This is a genomic window from Marinobacter sp. AN1 (genome assembly GCF_026013985.1).
Taxonomy (GTDB): domain Bacteria; phylum Pseudomonadota; class Gammaproteobacteria; order Pseudomonadales; family Oleiphilaceae; genus Marinobacter; species Marinobacter segnicrescens.
On sequence record NZ_CP110342.1, the window covers coordinates 2,002,362 to 2,019,650 of the forward strand.

Consider the following 17,289-nt stretch of genomic DNA (forward strand, 5'->3'; position numbering starts at 1 on the left):
CAGTGCCCTATGGGCCTGGCGGCTTTTTTGCTTCTGAGGCCCGTGTAATCACTCAGGCCTTGCCAGCCACCCTGTATCCCGCAAAGCCCCCGACTACAATAAATCCAAGGCTAACAAGCAGGAAGATTTTGAAATTGCGAGTCGCTTCATCTTCACCCTGGTAGAGCGGACCCCAGATTGAACCGGCGAGGTAGAATAGGGCTATGCTGAGCAGGAGGCCGATGATGGCAAACAGGACGGTAAGGAATACGGCTCTCACGCTTCAGCCCTCCAGAACAAAATTTCCTTCGATTTCTCATAGTCTGACCAGACACCATCAATTGATAGGCCAGTTGCGATGCGGAACCACGAACTCCAGTCGGTCAACCGGGAGCCATTCCATAGGTCAATATGATCGCCAGTTGGATTGTTCTCGGGATCGCTCGTTCTCAACCAGTAATCCTTGAAGAAAATGATCCCCTTCTTACCTGAAATGTGCTTTTTGAAGCCATCTACGGGGATGCTCTGTGCTGCAGCAAGGCCCGCTGGACGTACTTTCTTCAGAGCCTGGGCCATCTGCTCAGCGCGTAGAACATGCCCATGGGAATTCGCGTGATGCCAGCAATGTTCAGCACCAGGTAGGGTGGTGGTGTCAAAGCCGCAAAGTGCGAGGGCATTACCGACACGAATAGCGCACTGGTTAGAGAAAGCCGGTTTGTTTTCTACGATGCAGGGACTATCGACACCGCTGACGGTGGCGTGGTTTGACCATAGTGTGCCGTTCGGTTAATTCGCTGACTCATATTGGTTATAATGAGGCTATCGATCAGTAAAAATAGGTTCCCATTGTGCCCAAGCCAGCAGCCCCGTTTAATCTGACCGTTAACGATCAACTGGAACTTGAAGGCTGGTGCCGAACAAGCACTCTGAGTCAGCATCTGGCTCAACGCGCCAGGATCCTTCTGTTACTGAATGAAGGCGAGACGCCTCAAGGGATTGCAGACTCGCTTCAGGTGAGCACTCAAACGGTCTTCAAATGGCGCAAGCGTTATAGCGAGCAAGGTCTTGAAGGGCTTTATGATGCGCCGCGACCGGGGCAGCCTCGAAAGCTGGACAACAAAACTGTCAAAAAGATTTTAGAAGACACAGTCCATAAGGTCCCGAGAGAAGCCACACACTGGAGTCTCAGCCTCATGGCGAAACATGCCGGAGTGACGCGCTGGCAAGTGCGCCAGATCTGGAAAGCGGCTGACTTAAAGCCGCACCGGCTCAAAACGTTCAAAATCAGCAACGACCCGAACTTCGCTGAGAAAGTGTGTGACGTCGTAGGTCTTTATCTGAATCCTCCGGATAATGCGCTGGTTCTGTCTGTTGATGAAAAGACACAGATTCAGGCGCTCGACCGGACACAGCCAAAGTTACAGCTCAGGCCAGGACAAATTGAGCGTCATACACACGATTATAAGCGCCATGGCACGACCAGCCTGTACGCAGCTTTTAACATTTTGACGGGCGAGGTTATTGGTCGTGTTACTCAACGCCATCGTGCCAAGGAGTTTCTGGATTTTTTGCGACAGATCGACCGAGAAACCCCGAACGATCTGGATCTGCACGTGATTCTGGATAACAGCTCGACTCACAAGACCTCGGAGGTCAAAACCTGGCTGGCCAAGCACCCTCGCTTCAAACTCCATTTCACGCCTACGAGCGCATCGTGGCTGAACGCCGTTGAGGGGTGGTTTGGCCAACTGGAACGGCGCGCGCTTTATCGAGGCATTTTCACCAGCGTTGGTGAGTTGAAGTCAGCTATTAAAAAGTACATCAAGGTCCACAACGAAAAACTGGCCAAGCCATTCCGGTGGCATAAAAGCGCCGAAGCTATTATGACATCAGTGGCGCGGGCAAAGCTGAGCTTAATTGACAATAAGCGCGCGAATTAACCGAACGGGACAATAGGTCGTCGAATTTGATCATGAGCACGGTCCTTGTGGGCATTGGGTTCCTGATGACCAGAAGATAATACTATTAAAAATGGCTGGAGTATGAGACCCGAGTTGCTCGACTTTGGAGGTTTTCGATGTTCTGGTTTCGAGCTTCTTCAGCGGGTGTATTAGTTCGAAGTGGGCCTTTTGGTTTTTCCTTTGCGGATGGTCTTTGTTGTTTGCGGAGTGTGACTTGACGGGATAGTGTTGCATCTAACCGTTTGTTAATGTCTCCTTGGGCGAATTCCACAGAATGCCGCGGTACTTTCACCCCGAGTGCAAAGGCCATCCCGGGTGGAACGGCGACCATTCGCCTGCGAAATCGCAGGTCAGGCATCAGCTCGACGGGGGTTTTAAATGCAGCCAGGGATTGGGTGTCAGGTAACCGGCGGGGCGGTAGCGTGCCTGGTGGGGCCTGTGCGACAGTTAAAGCCGGTCTATGGGGCTAACCATTCCACGTTCGTGCAGACCAACAACGTGCGTATAGATCTGCGTTGTTTCGATGGAGTTATGGCCCAGGATCTCCTGAATAGCACGAAGGTCAGTCCCCTGCCGAAGTAGCTCTGTCGCGAAAGAGTGCCTGAAAGTGTGGCACGAGACCCGCTTGTTAATACCCGCCCTTTCACTTGCCCGCTTGACTGCCCGTTGAAGCTGACGCTCGTCCACATGGTGTCTGCGCTTCGTACCGCTGCGCGGGTCAGTGGAGTAATGCCGAGCCGGAAACAGATACTGCCACCCGAGCTCAAAAGGCGCATTCGGGTATTTTCTGGCCAGCGCGTCCGGTAGATAGACACTGCCGTAACCGGCCTTCAGGTCGCATCGATGAAGCTCCGTTACCCATCGAATTTGCTCAGCCAGCTTACTTTGTACCCGCTCCGGCAACAGTGTTCTTCGGGCTTTTCCCCCTTTGGCTTCCTGCACCCAGAGGGCCTGGTTCTCGATGTCGATGTCTTTGACCCGCAGCCGAACCACCTCCATGAGTCGTAACCCACAGCCATACATTAGTTGAACCATCAAGCCGTGGGTACCAGAGAGGTGCAAAAGCACGCGGGCGACTTCGGCACCTGAAAGCACTGTCGGCAGCTTGCGCCCGCCCGCTGCTTTCCGGAAGTTCAGGTCGGGTATGTCCTGCTTCAGAAACTCGCGGAACAGAAACACCAGCGCGTTCAGTGCGGTTTTCTGCGTATTGATTGAACAATGCTGATCAACCGCCAGGTAGCTGAGGAAAGCCTGGATATCATGAGCATCAAGCTGATCGTGGGATCGATACTGGCTGAAACGAATAAACCTCCGGATCCAGGCGCAGTAGGTTTTCTCCGTTCGGTAGGCCAGACCGCGAGCACGGATGAATGTACGAAGTCGATCCAGAAAACGAGGTGATTGAGAGGATACTGGTGGTGGCACGTCCATGGCGACAATAGTTCCTGAAACATTACTGTATATGTGTACAGTATCCGGCATGGCGAGGGCGTGATTTAGGTCACATTTATGCTCGAATTTGATGTTTTTACGGATATCCGGGGGATATTCAGCCACTTCTGGCGTTATATTCGAAATATACCGTCATTTTTGTCGTTTTTTTCGGAATGGATATGCAGGGTTTAAAATTGCTTTGTGATGACAACCCCTTGATATAATAGACATTAAATTTCATTCCCGGCAACGGGCATGCCCAGAAATATTGCCATTTTTGACGTAGAATAAACTGTTAGTGACTCTTAGCTATGTGGGTAAAACGAAACGAGTTTGATCTGTCCATGGAGCGCGAAAGCAGTGCTAACCCGAATTTCTCATGAGGGGATAAAAGAAAGCGGCTGAAAGTGTTAAAATTTCAGGACCTTACACCATCAATCAACACCAACAACCGCTATCCAAAATGGTACCTCAAAAACTGACCTTCTCGCCACTTTCCCGCCGCCAGATTGAAACCGACTTCTCCGGAGGCCATATCACCTCCGATGCCGGCTTGCTGTTACTGCGCGAAGTCGACAAACAACACCGGTTAACCCAACGGCTGGCCGAGACTCTGACCGACCAGCGGGATCCCCGGATGATTCGTCATGAGCTCAAGTCCCTGGTCCGGCAACGGGTCTACGGTGTGGCCGGTGGCTACGAAGATCTGAATGATCATGAAGCGCTTCGCTTTGATCAGGCACTACAAACCGCCACGGGGAATGCCTCGACTCTGGCCGGCAAGTCCACGCTTTGTCGAATGGAGCAGGCGATGGATCGGCAAACCATTGTCAAAGCGCATGAGTTGCTCTGGCACCACTTTATCGAGCAGCATGAGAAGCCGCCCAAGGAAATCGTGCTGGATTTTGACGGCACCGATATTCCGGTGCACGGCGACCAGCCGGGTAAGTTCTTTAACCGGTATTACGACCATCACTGCTACTTCCCGCTTTACGTCTTCTGCGGTAGGCACTTGCTGGTGAGCTATCTGCGCACCAGCAATCGAGGTGATGCCCGGCACAGCTGGGCCATTCTGGCGCTGCTGGTGCGATTTATTCGCGAGTATTGGCCACAGACCCGGATCGTGTTCCGGGGCGACTCCCACTTCAGCAAGCCCCGACTGCTGGCCTGGTGCGATCGCAACCAGGTGGATTACATCGTAGGCATGGCCCGCAACCAGCGGCTGGAGGCGCTTGCCGCCCCAGCCATGGACAAAGTCCGGACCTACTACGAGGCTCATGGCCATAAGCTCGCCAGCACCTTCCGCTTCCGCTACAAAGCCCGAAGCTGGCATAAGCCACGCTGGGTGGTTGCGCGCCTGGAATATGGCCCTCAAGGCCCGAACCCCCGGTTCGTTATCAGCTCCCGCTACGATGACGGATTCAAGCTCTACTACGAACAGTATTGCGCACGGGGTGATATGGAGAACCGGATCAAGGATCAACAACTGGATCTGTTTGCCGGTCGCACCTCCAGCACACACTGGTGGACCAACCAGTGGCGGCTGATCTTATCCGGCTTCGCCTACACCCTGTTCGAGCGTTTGCGGGTGCATCTGAAAACACGCCCTTCGAACGTATGAGTGCCGGCACCTTGCGCTTGAAGCTGATCAAGGTTGGCGCAGTCATCATCCGCAACACCCGCCGAATACGGGTGTTGATGAGTGATAGCTATCCACACAAGAACGATCTCTCAGCACTGGTTCAGCGCTTGGTGCCCCAGTAGATAATCGGGCTCCCCCGGCCCGATACCAATGGGGGAAAGGGGGAGTTGTGCCTGAATGCCGGAAACTGGCTAAATAATCGCCAACTTCGACCATGACCACTCGGATCTGGCACTACCAGGCTTGGTCTGCGAAGGTTGTTGGAGCACTATGAGAAATCCGGGCTAAAGGGTTCGCTTCTTTTGCTGCCGTGTTCTTGCCAGTAGTTATCGCTTTCTCAGATAAACTAGGGATTTCAAAATTCAGAAGCCCTGACCCGTTGAGCTGGGGTGAGATGTTTGGTCGGCTACATGTCTATGCTATTTGGGGTGTCGGTGCTTACCTTGTGGTGTATATATATTTCCGTAGGAAAAGAATGAATTCGGAAAGATTTTGTATTGAGTGTGAAAGGGTTGTTCGTGAAGAAAGTATCGATACGTGCTCGTGTGGGGGTAAGGTCGATTTCTTATCTGATTACAAGTACATCGAGTCGGATCATGAGCACTAACAATAAGCAGCAGGCCGACCTTCGGCGGCTGTGCTAGGCGTTAAATGCCATGAGAAGCATCGAGGATGTATTCAAGGAAATAGAGGGAGTTCCAGATTTTGTGTCTCACCACATAGATTCTGTGAACTATCAGAATGGCTATGGAGATTCCCCTCTTCATATCGTTGCCCTGTGGGGTGATTGTGAGGCCATAGAATTGCTTGCTCTGGCCGGCGCCGATGTCAATGCGCAGGGTGAGAATGGATTCACTCCTTTGCATTACGCGGCACAAATGGACAAGCCAGAGGCTATTCTTGTGCTTAGAAAGCTCGGAGCCAGAATGGATATCCTGGCTGACGGAGAAACAGTACTAGAGGTTGCGGAGTCAGCGGGCAGTAAGGCCGCCATAGGAGCGCTCCGTGCGAGCATTTAACAAGCAGCGCCAGTGCGCGCCCTTTGGGCGCCGGACGCACTTCGTGCGCCGCTGCGCAGGTCGTTGAGGCTGTAGAAAAACCCCGATATCCCCCTCGGTTTTGATAGGATCAGGCAAACGGACAAGGAGTGGTCATATGCCCCGCTTCAAGCATTACAACTACGACCAGGACGCCATGGTCGTGATCAACTACCAGGAACAGCTCCAGCCCGGCACCTTTGAACATGCGGTGCACTACCTGATTGAGCACAAGCTGGATCTGTCGGTGTTCCACCCCAAGTACCGCAACGAAGACACCGGCCGGCTGGCCTACGATCCGGCCATCCTGCTCAAGATCATCCTGTTCGCCTACTCCAAGGGGATCACCTCCAGCCGCGAGATGCAGTGGTGCTGCGAGACCAACATCATCTTCAAGGCCCTGTCCTGCGACACCGTTCCGCACTTCACTACGTTGGCCAAGTTCGTTAGCAGTCACTCGGATGAGATCGAAGAGCTGTTCGAGCAGGTATTGTTGGTCTGCCACGACCAAGGCCTGCTGGGCAACGAGCTCTTCGCCATCGACGGCTGCAAGATGTCGTCGAATGCGGCCAAAGAATGGTCCGGCACCTTTAAGGAACTGGAAGAGAAACGCACCAAGCTGCGACGCCTGGTTCGTCATCATCTCAAGGCCCATTACGAGCGGGACGAGGCGGAAACCGAGGCCGAACTGGACCGGGATATCCGACGAGCGAAAACCATCCTGTCCCTGGATGAGGCCGCGAAGAAAGTCGACCGCTTCCTAAAGACGAACCGCCCAAGGATGGGCCGGGGGAAACGGAGCAAGGAAGTGAAGAGCAACATCACCGATAACGAAAGCGCCAAGATGACCACCAGCAAGGGCACGATCCAGGGCTATAACGGCGTGGCCACGGTGGACAGGAAACACCAGATCATTATCGATGCCCAGGCCTTTGGCGAAGGCCAGGAACACCACACCTTACAACCGGTACTGGAGAGCGTAGAAGCCCGCTTCAAGAAACTGGGTATCGCCGACAACATTTATCAGCAAGGTACCATCGTTACCGCTGATACCGGCTTCGCCAACGAAGCCAACATGAGGTACCTGCACGAACGGCAGATCAACGGCTACGTGCCGGACAACAAATTCCGCAGTCGCGACCCGAAGTTCCAGAACCAGAAAGACAAGTACGGCAAGCGTCATCAGAACTTGCCGGACACTGGCTGGAAGAAAATCATCCCAGCCAGTGAATTCCAGTTCGATCCGGTGAACCTGACGTGCATCTGCCCGGCAGGCAATGCCATCAGCTACCAAGCCACACGCGAAGCCGAGAACGGCAAAATGCGGGTGCATTTCGAAGGCCGTTTGTTGCAATGTCGACACTGCTCGAAGAAGCATCAGTGCATGCAGAACCCGGCGTCCGCCAATCATCGCAAAGGGTCCGGAAGGCAGGTCTCGTTCACCATCGAGAATAAGCGCCTGCCCAACTACACCGATTGGATGAAGCATCGGGTAGACAGCCCGCAGGGTAAAGAGATTTACAGCCACCGGATGTCGGTGGTGGAACCGGTGTTCGGCAACATCGGTACGAACAAGCGCCTGAATCGCTTCAGTCTGCGGAGCCGGAAAAAGGTGCAGGGCCAGTGGCAGCTATACTGCCTGGTGCACAATATTGAAAAGCTGACGAATTACGGGCGGTTAGCGGCGTAATGCTGAGTGTGGAAGGCTAGGAGTGTGGCCGCTGAATGTCAGTAATACCGGTGCTGAGACCGTCAAAGGGCCGAAACTGACGGCTGAACATTGGTATCTCGATAATCAGCTAGCTGATGGCCGCTACAAAAATTTTAGGAAGCAGGCGTTGGGGACGGCTCGAAATCGAGTTTTTCTACAGCCTCGTTGGTGTTCATCACCTCCAGGCCATAGACGGGAATCCTATGACTAAGCATGCAACTTGTAGGTCCAGAAAATATAGGTCCAGAAAATATGTCGAGTATTTCAGGCGGCATCGTACACGAAATGCCAGCGGATCTGGCTGGTGCCTTAATGCAGAACAGCAAAACGGTTGATCTTTGGGAAAGCCTGACGCCTGTCGCACGTAATGAGTTCATTTGCTGGATTGAAGATGCGAAGCAGGAAAAGACCAGGGTGAAACGGATCAATCGTACTGTTGAGGAGCTTGCGGATGGTAAGAGACGTCCGTGCTGCTGGCCTGGCTGCATTCATCGTACTGACAAAAGGCCCGGCAAGTGGCAGCAAGATGTTCTTATCGATAAAAAGCCCAGAAAGTAGGATATACCTTGAGCGGGGCTAACCGATAATGATTGACGGCTTACCCCACGAGATATCGATCACTCTGGTGGCCCGGCCAATTCACCTGCTTGTCTGAATGACGGGTTAGAACCTGGGCCGGGTGTCCAGGCAAGATGGACCCGACACCCGCTCCTGGCCTCCGGGCTTCTTATACAATAAACAAAAAAGTAGAACTCCTATGAAAAGATGGCTTCTTTCGATCATTGTTTTGATCGTGCTGGCGTGTGGTACTTTCTGGGCATTGGCCGATAAGGACATGCGTCGACTGGTGCTGAACCTGCCGACGGATACCAACGTGCTTTTCTGGTCAACGGAGCAAAGAGATGCGGTGTTCCGTGCCATGGACCGTTTGCCGTTTCTTTCGAAATCACGGGTTATCCCTGCAGGTGATGACCCTTATCCGTTACCTGAAGGAATGCCGCTTGAGCTGGATACCGATGTGGACGCCTTTATGGAGAGCCAGCGGGCGGCGGCGCTGGTGATTGTCCAGGACGGCAAGGTACGGCTCGAGCGTTATGGCCTGGACTTCGGTCCGGAGGGGCGCTGGACCAGTTTTTCCGTGGCCAAGTCCTTGACCTCGACACTGGTGGGCGCCGCCCTGAAAGACGGGTATATCAAGAGTATTGAAGACAAGGTGTCAGACTATATCCCGGACCTCAGGGGATCCGCCTATGACAATGTCACCATCCGGCAGCTGCTGACCATGACGTCCGGGGTGCAATGGAATGAGGATTACTCAGACCCGCAATCCGATGTCGCCTTGTTCAATGCCCATGAACCGGACCCGGGAGTGGATGCCACGGTAAATTACATGCGGCAACTGGAAACCGAGGCGCCACCCGGCACGAAGTGGGTGTACAAGACCGGCGAGACCAACCTGATTGGTGTGCTGGTGAGTTCAGCGACCGGCAAGCACCTGTCTGACTACCTGTCGGAGAAAGTCTGGAAACCCTTTGGTATGGAACAGGATGCCAGCTGGATCCTCGGGTCCACCGGGCATGAAATCAGTGGTTGCTGTATCCAGGCCTCCACCCGCGACTTTGCACGTCTGGGCCTGTTTTTCCTTGGCGGTGGCCTGGCCGATGGCAAACCTGTCTTACCCGAGAACTGGGTTGAGGAGGCGACCAGCCACCTCGTGGATACCACCCGGGAAGGATATGGTTACGGCTACCAGTGGTGGGCCCTCGATGATGGCGCTTATATGGCCCGGGGAATCTTTGGCCAAGGCATTTTTATTGATCCCGAGCGCCAACTGGTCATCGCATCGAATGGCAACTGGCCGCAGGCATCGGGTCGTCAGGGAGGCGGTCAGGATGAAGAGCGGTTGACCTTTTATCGGCAGGTTCAGTCGGCGATCGACAGGGAGCACGCGCCATAGTCTCAGATTCAGGTGCGTGCCATAGCTGGCCACATCAGTTATCCCGATACTGGCCAGCGGTTGACTACACCCGGTTAGCGTCCGTTCGAAGGCTTGTCGGGCCCTGCCGATGGCACCTTGTCAGTGCGCCAGGGCATGCCGTCGCAGGTTGGATAGTTTTTACAGTCGGGAAGGCAACCCCTGCACGGTAAGCGGTGAGACGTCGATGGAGCACTGGGCGTGGATTGATGGGTCATGGATAACCTGCTGGCTGGATTTTTAACAGATTACGGTCGGGTAGTCACTTTGGATGCCAGTGGGCCGGAAAACTGGGAGAGACAGTGAGCAGGCCGCGCTATGCTTCCGGCGCCACGACTTGAGTGAGAAGGAGTTCGGGGACTCCTTCCTCACCAAAGTCACGGGATATCAGGAGACAATGGTTACCAGGCCCGGGGCGTGCCGGATGACTTTTTCACTGACGCTGCCAAGGGTCAGGGAGCGTAGTGCGGAATGGCCCCGTTTCCCGATAACCAGGTGAGTTCCGGGGTTCTGTTCCATGTACTCGACGACCTCATGGGCTGGGTCGCCTTTGAGCAGGATTTCCTCTTTGACATCAACCGGTCCGTCAAGGGCTTCCTTCGCTGTATCAAATACCTTGCGGCCGTATTCCTGCTGTTCCTGTTCAAGGTCGCTGGGCCAGACCCCGCTTATGATCAGCCGTTCGGCCCTGGATCCCGGAAAAACGGTGAGTAGCTTGAGTGGATGACCAGTTGCTTTGGCCAGGTCAGCGGCCATTCTTGCGGCACGGGAAGCGTGTTCTGATCCATCACAGGCGACTACGACGGCTGAGATAGTGTCGGACATTGTTACTTCTCCATGGGTGTGGGTTCAGTCTAAAAGCTAGCACTGATTCGGGCATGTGACGAACCGCAAGTAACCCTTGGAAGGGATATGTCAGCCAGGTTTGACCTGGCGGGAAAGCAACTCTTGGCGATTTTTACTAAGTGGGCAACTCTGCTGCGTCGACCGTTTGAAGGTTGAGCCTGGCTCGGCCCAGGTGCTGCGAGGACACGTACTGTCCTCGTCGATTAAAGTACGGATTCCACGGCCTCAATGAGCTCAGCATCATCCGGCGTTACCCTGCTGGGAAACGATTTGACGACACTTCCTTCGGCATCGAGTACGTACTTGGTAAAGTTCCAGCGCGGCGGTTCGCTCTGCTGATTAATGGCCCGGAAAACCGGGTTGGCGTCAGGTCCGGTCACCGGCCCCGGTGCGATCATGGTAAAGGTGACCCCGAAGTTTTTGAAACAGATGTCAGCGGCTTCTTCTTCGGAATCGGCTTCCTGTTGGAAATCATCGCTGGCAAACCCCACGACCACAAGCCCATCATCGGCATAGCGTTGGTGTAGCTTCTCCAGCCCTTCAAACTGGCCCGTGTAGCCACAGTAACTTGCGGTGTTGACCACCAGCAGTGGTTTGCCGGCGGCAATATCACAAAGGTTGACGGTTTCGTCAGAGTGAAGCCTGCGCTGTTCATGGTCCAGAAACGACGGGCAGCTCTCGGCCACCGCGGGAGAGGCGAATACAGATCCGGCGATAAAGGCCACTGTGGCCAGCTTGAGTCTCAGGTGCTTCATGTTCACGTTCCGCATTTGATGAGGGTCTACTATGACTATAGGCCTATTCTTACTCTGTAGATCATCCGTGGGACAGGTTTGGTGTGATGCGGCAAGAGATGACTTCGGCGCTGTACCGCAAAGGGTTCGGGTTCCGTCAGGTTCTGGCATTCATCGCAATTCTGGTCCTGGGTTCAGGGGCGGAGGGGGCATGCCGCCAGCCGCTTGAGCAGGATCAGCAGGTTCGTCGTACATTGGCGGTCACCACCACCGGGGTGGGTGTGATTACGGCGTGGGGTATTGTGAACTGGGACTACTTTACGGAAAAGCCCACCGCATCGTCGGAAGGCTGGTTCGGTCAGGAAAGCCCTGAGGGTGGGGCGGACAAGCTCGGCCATATGTTCACCACCTACGCCACATCCCAGGGGGTCGCCAGTCTTTTTGAAGACTGGTGTTTTCCCCGGAAGGACGCAGCACTCTATGGCACCCTGTCGTCCCTGGCCATCCTCAGTTATATGGAGCTGGGCGACGCGTTCAGCAGTTATGGATTTTCATATGAGGATTTCCTTGCGAACGCCATAGGTGGCCTTGCTGGTTACTACCGGTATCGTTATCCGGAGTGGGCCAGCAAAGTCGATTTTCGTTGGGAAGTCGGGCTGGAGCCCGAGCAGTTCGACATAACCACAGATTATGATAATTCGAAGTATCTGCTGGCGCTGAAACTGAATGGTTTCAGTGCCTTCCGCGACAGTTTCTTGAGACATTTCGAGTTGCACGCCGGTTACTACTCGCGAGGTTACTCGGACACGGACGACCCTGATGAGCGTAACCTCTACATCGCTATAGGGCTGAACATCACTGACCTCTTCAGGCGAAATGGCTATGACAAGACGGCGACGTTCCTGAATTACTACCAGCCGCCTTTTACGTATTTCCCCATTGAGGAATGATTGAGGAGTGGCGGTCTATAGCCGAAGAGATCAATATTTGCGCAATGTTGTCCCCTATGCTTTGATCAAATAGTCAGGCCATGGTCTGTATCGGTGGCCTTTACCTATCTCGCTCCAGGGACCAGTTGGCCTCCGGGAGTTCCAAGCTGTTGCGAAAAGGAGTTACACAGTCATGGCTTATGAAACAATAGATGGACAACGATACGAAAAGGAATTGCTGGACCTGGCCCGAAAACACACCACTGGGCAGGGTGAAGGCCAGTTATCCAAGGATGAAGTGGCGGAACTGTTCAAATCGGCCCAGGATGGGCCAGGTGTGACCGACACCGAGAAGGCTACGCTGGCCTACATCCGTAAAACCTTTGATTTTACCGATGCCGCAGCCAGGGATTTTGACGCGGCGTTCAGCAAGCTCTGACGTCTGAGGACGGCTTTCTGCCCCGGCGATAGAACATCATGGAGAGGGCCGTCCCCAGTTATGATCGCCTGGCCCGAATCAGCTTTTTTCGATATCCAGCAGTTCTACCTCAAATATCAATGTTGCATTGGGTCCCACATAGTTCCCTGAGCCGCGCTCCCCGTAGGCAATATCGGCCGGAATATACAATTCCCATTTGTCGCCTTCTGACATCATTTTAAGAGCCTCGATCCAACCCGGGATAAGTTGTTTGACTTTGACACGATAAGGCTCGTTTCTTTGGTAGGTGCTGTCGAATTCAGTACCATCGACGAATGTACCGCGATAATGCACTGTGACTTCGTCATTTTCGGTCGGGGTATAGTCGCCATTACCTTTAGTGATGACTTTGTATTGCAGGCCGCTTTTGGTGGCGATTACACCCTCTTTCCCTGCATTTTCCGCGAGGAATACTTCTCCCTCTTTCTTGTTTTTCTTGCCGATGATTGCCCGCTCTGCCTCTTTCTTTTTCGTATGGACTTTCTGGTAAAGATCCAGGGTAGCCGCGATTTCGTCATCCGGCATTTTCATCTCGCCTCCGCGATAGGCATCCTTCATTGCCATCGCGAGGATATCTACATTCAATTCGATGCCTTCTTCCTTGAATTTTTCCGCCAGGTCGGCGCCATAGGCATAGCTGAAACGGTCGTCGAGGGTTTCAAAGCCATGTTTACTTTGTTTCTCATCGGTCTCAACCTGACTGGGGTCCTCGGAGAATGCCGGGCCGCTATAGGTACCTGCGAGCGCCGCGCCCATCAGCAAAAGTGCAAATGTGGATGAGTAAGCCTTCATTACGTCTCCTCAGCGGAATGCACGTTAACCAATAAAAAACCCCAACCCTGAGGGTTGAGGTTTTAATGCTAAACCCAGGCGCGATCAGTTAACCAGCCAGCGGTTGGCATACTCACGCATGACTTCACCAGGTTCGCCACCATCACCGGTTGTCGGTGCGAAGTGGGTACCAGAAGTGAGCTCCTGGGTGTACCGGGTGGAATTACGACGGCAGTTTGGACCATTGGAAGGAAGCGCCGGAGCCAGTACGTCACCGGTACTGAAGATGCACACAACGTCCACATCGCTTGCAACCGGGCGATCGATGCGTGTTGTGAAGACGGTATCAGGCTGGACCGCGATCACGCAGTCGGCATCCAGACGGTTGGCAGCGTTGAAAGAGCCACCACCTCCCTGGGAGTGACCGGAAGTACAGACTTTCGGGTCGGAGCCGACAATATTGCGGTAGCGGCTCTTGGCGTCGTTAACGGCACGCTCTACATCACGGCCATCGCCGGAATTGGCGGTAGTGGCGGCTGCCACCAGGATGCACTGCTCTGCGACAGACTCCAGCAGGCCCCTGTAGGTACCGGAAGTGCCACCCGTTCCGTTACCCCAGCCCAGGATATTGTAGTTACCGCTACCACCGCTGGGGACATAAAACACTGAGCCGAGACCAGTGTCGCGGCTTACGCTGCAATCCGCGCCGCCGCCACCACCGATAGCCAGGGCGGAACCTGACATGAACAGCCCTGACGCGAGAGCTGCGAAGACACTGGCGAACTTCGCTTTATTTGACAGTTTCATAAAAAACCTCTTGTTATATGTTTTCTCAAAGATTACGGTTTTCTTTCTTCAAATTAAGGATTCAATTTACAGCTATGAAACCTGCGGACATCTTCCTGTGCAAAGACGTTGATTAGTCTTTCCAACAGGTTCCGAAGCAGTGTAGGAGTCGGGGTTTTTGCTTACTATCACGCGAAGTTCACAAAAAGGCCGTTATTGGAAGCTCAAATAAACGGTATATGCGCAAGTTGACAAACTAGTGTGGTAGCAAATTAATAGGCGTTCTTAAAAGTTATTAAGGGCGGGGTGATATAACGAAAATGTGCCGCATGAGAGGGTGGATGCCGGTTCTGATTTGAAAGCAAGCGGGGCATATCATGGCAGGTTACCCCGCCTATCCTGATGCCGGTGAATACTTACCCGGCCCCGGCCACTGCCAATTGGGCCTTCGATTCGATGATCACAATGCACAAGATCAACATTGCAAGGCTCGAGGTCAGGCGCGACTGACAGTGACGCTTGAGGTCCGGGATGAGGTCATTTCGTCTTGAGCAGGTCCCGGATCTCCATCAGTAATTGCTCCTGGGCAGACGGGGCAGGGGGTGCGGCCGGTGTTTCGGCCTCTTTCCTGCGCATGCTGTTCAGGGCCTTGACCGCCATGAATACTGCGAATGCGACGATGATGAAGTCGAACACCGTTTGCAGGAAAACCCCATAACGCAGGGTGACCGCTTCAACACCTTCCCCGGCCGCCTTGAGGGTGATTGCCAGGTTGGTGAAATCCACGCCACCGATCAACAGTCCGATGGGCGGCATCAACACGTCCGCCACGAATGACGATACGATCTTGCCAAAAGCTACCCCGATGATGATTCCCACGGCCATGTCGACGACATTGCCCTTTACCGCAAACTCCTTGAACTCTTTCATTATGCTCATCAGTGCCTGACTCCTTGAACATAAATCCTTGTGGGCCCGCCTGGTGGCTGGGCACGCCCTGTCTGGCGTACTCATAGTCTAGTGCATTAACAGAAAACAGCGCGGTATACGCTTGCCCATCGCGCCGGACAGGATGACTTGAAATGGCGAAGTGGTGGACTCAGGTAAGGATAATCAATCCCCGAATCAGGAGGTGATCCATGCGTGTTCTCATAGCCGGTGCCAATGGCAAGATTGGCCAACACCTGGTCAGGTTGATGGCAGCCAGCCCCCATACCGCCAGGGCCATGGTCCGAAAGCCGGAACAGGCCGCTGCCCTTGAACAGCTTGGTGCAGCAGAGACGGTTGTCGGAGACCTCGAGGAGGACTGCACCCATGCCCTCAAGGGTTGTGATGCCGTGGTTTTCACTGCGGGCTCCGGCCCCCACACGGGCCCTGAGAAAACCATCGACGTGGACCAGAATGGCGCCATCCGTCTGATCGACTCGGCCCGGGCAGCCGGCGTAGAACGCTTTTTGATGGTCAGCAGCCTGCGGGCGGACCGGCCGGAGAATGCCCCGGAGAAGCTACACCACTATCTACGGGCCAAGCACAAGGCTGACGAGCACCTCCGGGCAAGCGGCCTGGACTTTACCCTGGTCCGCCCGGGCCCACTGACCAACGACCCGGGTACTGGCAAGGTCGAACTGGCAGCCCGCCTTGACCGTACCGGGTCGATCCCCAGGGAGGACGTGGCGGCCGTACTGCTGGCCACGCTTGATGCCGACAACAGTATCCATCAAAGCTTTGACCTGCTATCAGGGGATTACGGCATCGCTGAGTCACTGGCACGGCTCTGAGGCACTGACTGGAGCTCTGAATCTGAGAGGTGCCTGTAAGTGGCTGGAGGAAGGTCGTCAGGCAAGACGATGTCACCCACTCGTTCCCGGTGTAAACCGGTTACCCGGTTGCCGACTGCATGGAACATCCGTTTCACCTGATGGTAACGGCCTTCGAAGATGGTTAGCCGTGCTTCGCAGGGGGCCAGTTGCTCGAGTACCGCCGGCGAGGTAGTCAGTCCCTCCCAGGCGAACCAGATCCCCGCAGCAAACCGGCTTTCAGTATCCGGGCTTAGGGGATACGCCGTGGTAACCCGGTAAACCTTGGGCACCCTGGTAAGGGGCTCGGTCAGATTCCGTGACCAGTTGCCATCATTGGTCAGTATGAGCAGTCCTGTCGTGGCCCTGTCCAGTCGTCCGGCGATATGCAGGTCGTCGCACCATTCCGTCGGCAACAGATCCATCACGGTGGGGTGGACTGCATCCCGGGTGGCACTCAGATACCCTGCCGGCTTGTTCAGCATCAGATAGCGGGCCGTGGCGCCTTGCTGGATGATCTTCCCGTGAGAAGTTACCTGTTGAAAGCGCGAGACCTCTGCCGAGGCGTTGCTACAGCGCTGACCATCCACCATGACCATTCCTGTCGCAATGCTCTGGTTGGCCTGCTTGCGGCTTACGCCGTTCTCGTTGCTGAGTATTCTTGAGAGTTTCATGGTCGCATCGGGACAGGGGGAGGAGGGAAATGATAGCAAAGCAGACAGTGCTGTGAGCCTTCCCGCGGATCAATTCGCCTGCCCCTGATCATTTGATTGCTGCGAAGATGCTGCAAAAACCGGGGTAGAATAGCGCTCTTTCCCTGACCCGGAGACCGCCGCTGGTGCTATTCGTGAATCCTGTGCTAACCACTATCGTACTGCTGACGTGCAGTAACGTTTTCATGACCTTTGCCTGGTATGCCCACCTCAAGGAACTGAATAACAAGCCCTGGATTATTGCCGCACTGGCAAGCTGGGGCGTTGCCTTGCTTGAGTACCTTTTCCAGGTTCCGGCCAATCGCATCGGGTACTCGGTGATGAGCCTGGGGCAACTGAAAATCCTGCAGGAGGTCATCACCCTGAGCATTTTCGTGCCATTTGCGGTTCTTTACATGAAGGAGTCACTGAAACTGGACTACCTTTGGGCAGGGCTGTGCATCCTCGGTGCTGTCTACTTCATTTTTCGCAGTGAGATCCACTGAATTGCAGGGCTC

Annotated in this window: 18 protein-coding genes and 1 pseudogene; 10 read left to right on the forward strand and 9 right to left on the reverse strand. The window is 54.4% G+C overall.

All coding sequences use genetic code 11. From position 1 onward, the window contains the following. Positions 1 to 52: 52 nt before the first annotated feature. Positions 53 to 259 carry a hypothetical protein gene (locus LJ360_RS09245; RefSeq protein ID WP_091853798.1) on the reverse strand — a complete coding sequence of 69 codons (207 nt, stop codon included), beginning with the start codon at positions 257 to 259 and terminating at the stop codon, positions 53 to 55. Further along, entirely contained in the window at positions 256 to 708 is a 453-nt protein-coding gene (locus LJ360_RS09250) for a type VI secretion system amidase effector protein Tae4 (RefSeq protein WP_320108801.1), read from the reverse strand. The genes LJ360_RS09245 and LJ360_RS09250 overlap by 4 nt, the downstream gene beginning before the upstream one ends. Positions 709 to 827: 119 nt before the next feature. Here LJ360_RS09250 and LJ360_RS09255 point away from each other — a divergent pair, with 119 nt between their 5' ends. Continuing rightward, positions 828 to 1,919 carry an IS630 family transposase gene (locus LJ360_RS09255; RefSeq protein WP_264994393.1) on the forward strand — a complete coding sequence of 364 codons (1,092 nt, stop codon included), beginning with the start codon at positions 828 to 830 and terminating at the stop codon, positions 1,917 to 1,919. 468 nt (positions 1,920 to 2,387) lie between these two features. Here the strand turns inward: LJ360_RS09255 and LJ360_RS09260 are convergent, their stop codons facing one another. Continuing rightward, positions 2,388 to 3,371, reverse strand: a complete 984-nt coding sequence (locus LJ360_RS09260; protein WP_091853802.1) for an integron integrase — start codon at positions 3,369 to 3,371, stop codon at positions 2,388 to 2,390. Positions 3,372 to 3,837: 466 nt separating this feature from the next. Here LJ360_RS09260 and LJ360_RS09265 point away from each other — a divergent pair. The 5 genes and pseudogenes from LJ360_RS09265 (at position 3,838) to LJ360_RS09285 (ending at position 9,721) form a co-directional block, all read left to right on the forward strand. Beyond that, positions 3,838 to 5,138: pseudogene (locus LJ360_RS09265) on the forward strand (IS1380-like element ISMaq3 family transposase). A gap of 534 nt (positions 5,139 to 5,672) precedes the next feature. Continuing rightward, positions 5,673 to 6,035 (forward strand): ankyrin repeat domain-containing protein, encoded by a 363-nt coding sequence (locus LJ360_RS09270; RefSeq protein WP_264995911.1) that lies wholly within the window; start codon positions 5,673 to 5,675, stop codon positions 6,033 to 6,035. Positions 6,036 to 6,171: 136 nt separating this feature from the next. After that, a complete protein-coding gene (locus LJ360_RS09275; protein WP_264994490.1) occupies positions 6,172 to 7,743 on the forward strand; it encodes a transposase in 1,572 nt (523 codons plus the stop codon). A 234-nt stretch (positions 7,744 to 7,977) separates the two neighbouring features. Further along, entirely contained in the window at positions 7,978 to 8,322 is a 345-nt protein-coding gene (locus LJ360_RS09280) for a YdeI/OmpD-associated family protein (protein ID WP_264995912.1), read from the forward strand. 199 nt (positions 8,323 to 8,521) lie between these two features. Next, a complete protein-coding gene (locus LJ360_RS09285; protein ID WP_264995913.1) occupies positions 8,522 to 9,721 on the forward strand; it encodes a serine hydrolase domain-containing protein in 1,200 nt (399 codons plus the stop codon). Between the two features lie 405 nt (positions 9,722 to 10,126). Here the strand turns inward: LJ360_RS09285 and LJ360_RS09290 are convergent, their stop codons facing one another. Together LJ360_RS09290 and LJ360_RS09295 are read right to left on the reverse strand one after the other, a co-directional pair. Further along, the gene (locus tag LJ360_RS09290; RefSeq protein ID WP_091855233.1) at positions 10,127 to 10,564 is read right to left on the reverse strand and encodes a universal stress protein; all 438 of its coding nucleotides are present in this window, start codon (positions 10,562 to 10,564) and stop codon (positions 10,127 to 10,129) included. 224 nt (positions 10,565 to 10,788) lie between these two features. Next, complete coding sequence (locus LJ360_RS09295) at positions 10,789 to 11,340, reverse strand: glutathione peroxidase (RefSeq protein WP_264995914.1); 552 nt, start codon at positions 11,338 to 11,340, stop codon at positions 10,789 to 10,791. 86 nt (positions 11,341 to 11,426) lie between these two features. Here LJ360_RS09295 and LJ360_RS09300 point away from each other — a divergent pair, with 86 nt between their 5' ends. Together LJ360_RS09300 and LJ360_RS09305 are read left to right on the forward strand one after the other, a co-directional pair. Next, on the forward strand, positions 11,427 to 12,269 hold the full coding sequence (locus tag LJ360_RS09300; RefSeq protein WP_264995915.1) for a YfiM family protein: 843 nt from the start codon (positions 11,427 to 11,429) through the stop codon (positions 12,267 to 12,269). A 172-nt stretch (positions 12,270 to 12,441) separates the two neighbouring features. Then, complete coding sequence (locus LJ360_RS09305; protein WP_264995916.1) at positions 12,442 to 12,687, forward strand: hypothetical protein; 246 nt, start codon at positions 12,442 to 12,444, stop codon at positions 12,685 to 12,687. Between the two features lie 78 nt (positions 12,688 to 12,765). Here the strand turns inward: LJ360_RS09305 and LJ360_RS09310 are convergent, their stop codons facing one another. The 3 genes from LJ360_RS09310 to mscL all read right to left on the reverse strand — a co-directional run bounded on the left by LJ360_RS09310 (position 12,766) and on the right by mscL (position 15,222). Next, entirely contained in the window at positions 12,766 to 13,518 is a 753-nt protein-coding gene (locus LJ360_RS09310) for an FKBP-type peptidyl-prolyl cis-trans isomerase (protein WP_264995917.1), read from the reverse strand. Between the two features lie 84 nt (positions 13,519 to 13,602). Next, entirely contained in the window at positions 13,603 to 14,304 is a 702-nt protein-coding gene (locus tag LJ360_RS09315; protein ID WP_264995918.1) for a hypothetical protein, read from the reverse strand. A gap of 516 nt (positions 14,305 to 14,820) precedes the next feature. Beyond that, entirely contained in the window at positions 14,821 to 15,222 is a 402-nt protein-coding gene (gene mscL / locus LJ360_RS09320) for a large-conductance mechanosensitive channel protein MscL (protein WP_091850213.1), read from the reverse strand. Positions 15,223 to 15,422: 200 nt separating this feature from the next. Here mscL and LJ360_RS09325 point away from each other — a divergent pair, with 200 nt between their 5' ends. Then, on the forward strand, positions 15,423 to 16,061 hold the full coding sequence (locus LJ360_RS09325; RefSeq protein WP_264995919.1) for an SDR family oxidoreductase: 639 nt from the start codon (positions 15,423 to 15,425) through the stop codon (positions 16,059 to 16,061). Here the strand turns inward: LJ360_RS09325 and LJ360_RS09330 are convergent. After that, entirely contained in the window at positions 16,028 to 16,753 is a 726-nt protein-coding gene (locus LJ360_RS09330; RefSeq protein ID WP_264995920.1) for a pseudouridine synthase, read from the reverse strand. The genes LJ360_RS09325 and LJ360_RS09330 overlap by 34 nt on opposite strands. Positions 16,754 to 16,977: 224 nt before the next feature. Between LJ360_RS09330 and LJ360_RS09335 the strand changes: the two genes are divergently transcribed. After that, complete coding sequence (locus tag LJ360_RS09335; protein WP_245742541.1) at positions 16,978 to 17,277, forward strand: DMT family protein; 300 nt, start codon at positions 16,978 to 16,980, stop codon at positions 17,275 to 17,277. Positions 17,278 to 17,289 lie beyond the last annotated feature (12 nt).

Coding starts and splice junctions, on each gene's coding strand:
- LJ360_RS09295 (WP_264995914.1), bottom strand. CDS start 11,340: ATGAAGCACCTGAGACTCAAGCTGGCCACAGTGGCCTTTATCGCCGGA.
- LJ360_RS09310 (WP_264995917.1), bottom strand. CDS start 13,518: ATGAAGGCTTACTCATCCACATTTGCACTTTTGCTGATGGGCGCGGCG.
- LJ360_RS09270 (WP_264995911.1), top strand. CDS start 5,673: ATGAGAAGCATCGAGGATGTATTCAAGGAAATAGAGGGAGTTCCAGAT.
- LJ360_RS09260 (WP_091853802.1), bottom strand. CDS start 3,371: ATGGACGTGCCACCACCAGTATCCTCTCAATCACCTCGTTTTCTGGAT.
- LJ360_RS09315 (WP_264995918.1), bottom strand. CDS start 14,304: ATGAAACTGTCAAATAAAGCGAAGTTCGCCAGTGTCTTCGCAGCTCTC.
- mscL (WP_091850213.1), bottom strand. CDS start 15,222: ATGAGCATAATGAAAGAGTTCAAGGAGTTTGCGGTAAAGGGCAATGTC.
- LJ360_RS09300 (WP_264995915.1), top strand. CDS start 11,427: ATGCGGCAAGAGATGACTTCGGCGCTGTACCGCAAAGGGTTCGGGTTC.
- LJ360_RS09285 (WP_264995913.1), top strand. CDS start 8,522: ATGAAAAGATGGCTTCTTTCGATCATTGTTTTGATCGTGCTGGCGTGT.
- LJ360_RS09290 (WP_091855233.1), bottom strand. CDS start 10,564: ATGTCCGACACTATCTCAGCCGTCGTAGTCGCCTGTGATGGATCAGAA.
- LJ360_RS09335 (WP_245742541.1), top strand. CDS start 16,978: ATGACCTTTGCCTGGTATGCCCACCTCAAGGAACTGAATAACAAGCCC.
- LJ360_RS09280 (WP_264995912.1), top strand. CDS start 7,978: ATGCAACTTGTAGGTCCAGAAAATATAGGTCCAGAAAATATGTCGAGT.
- LJ360_RS09330 (WP_264995920.1), bottom strand. CDS start 16,753: ATGAAACTCTCAAGAATACTCAGCAACGAGAACGGCGTAAGCCGCAAG.
- LJ360_RS09275 (WP_264994490.1), top strand. CDS start 6,172: ATGCCCCGCTTCAAGCATTACAACTACGACCAGGACGCCATGGTCGTG.
- LJ360_RS09305 (WP_264995916.1), top strand. CDS start 12,442: ATGGCTTATGAAACAATAGATGGACAACGATACGAAAAGGAATTGCTG.
- LJ360_RS09325 (WP_264995919.1), top strand. CDS start 15,423: ATGCGTGTTCTCATAGCCGGTGCCAATGGCAAGATTGGCCAACACCTG.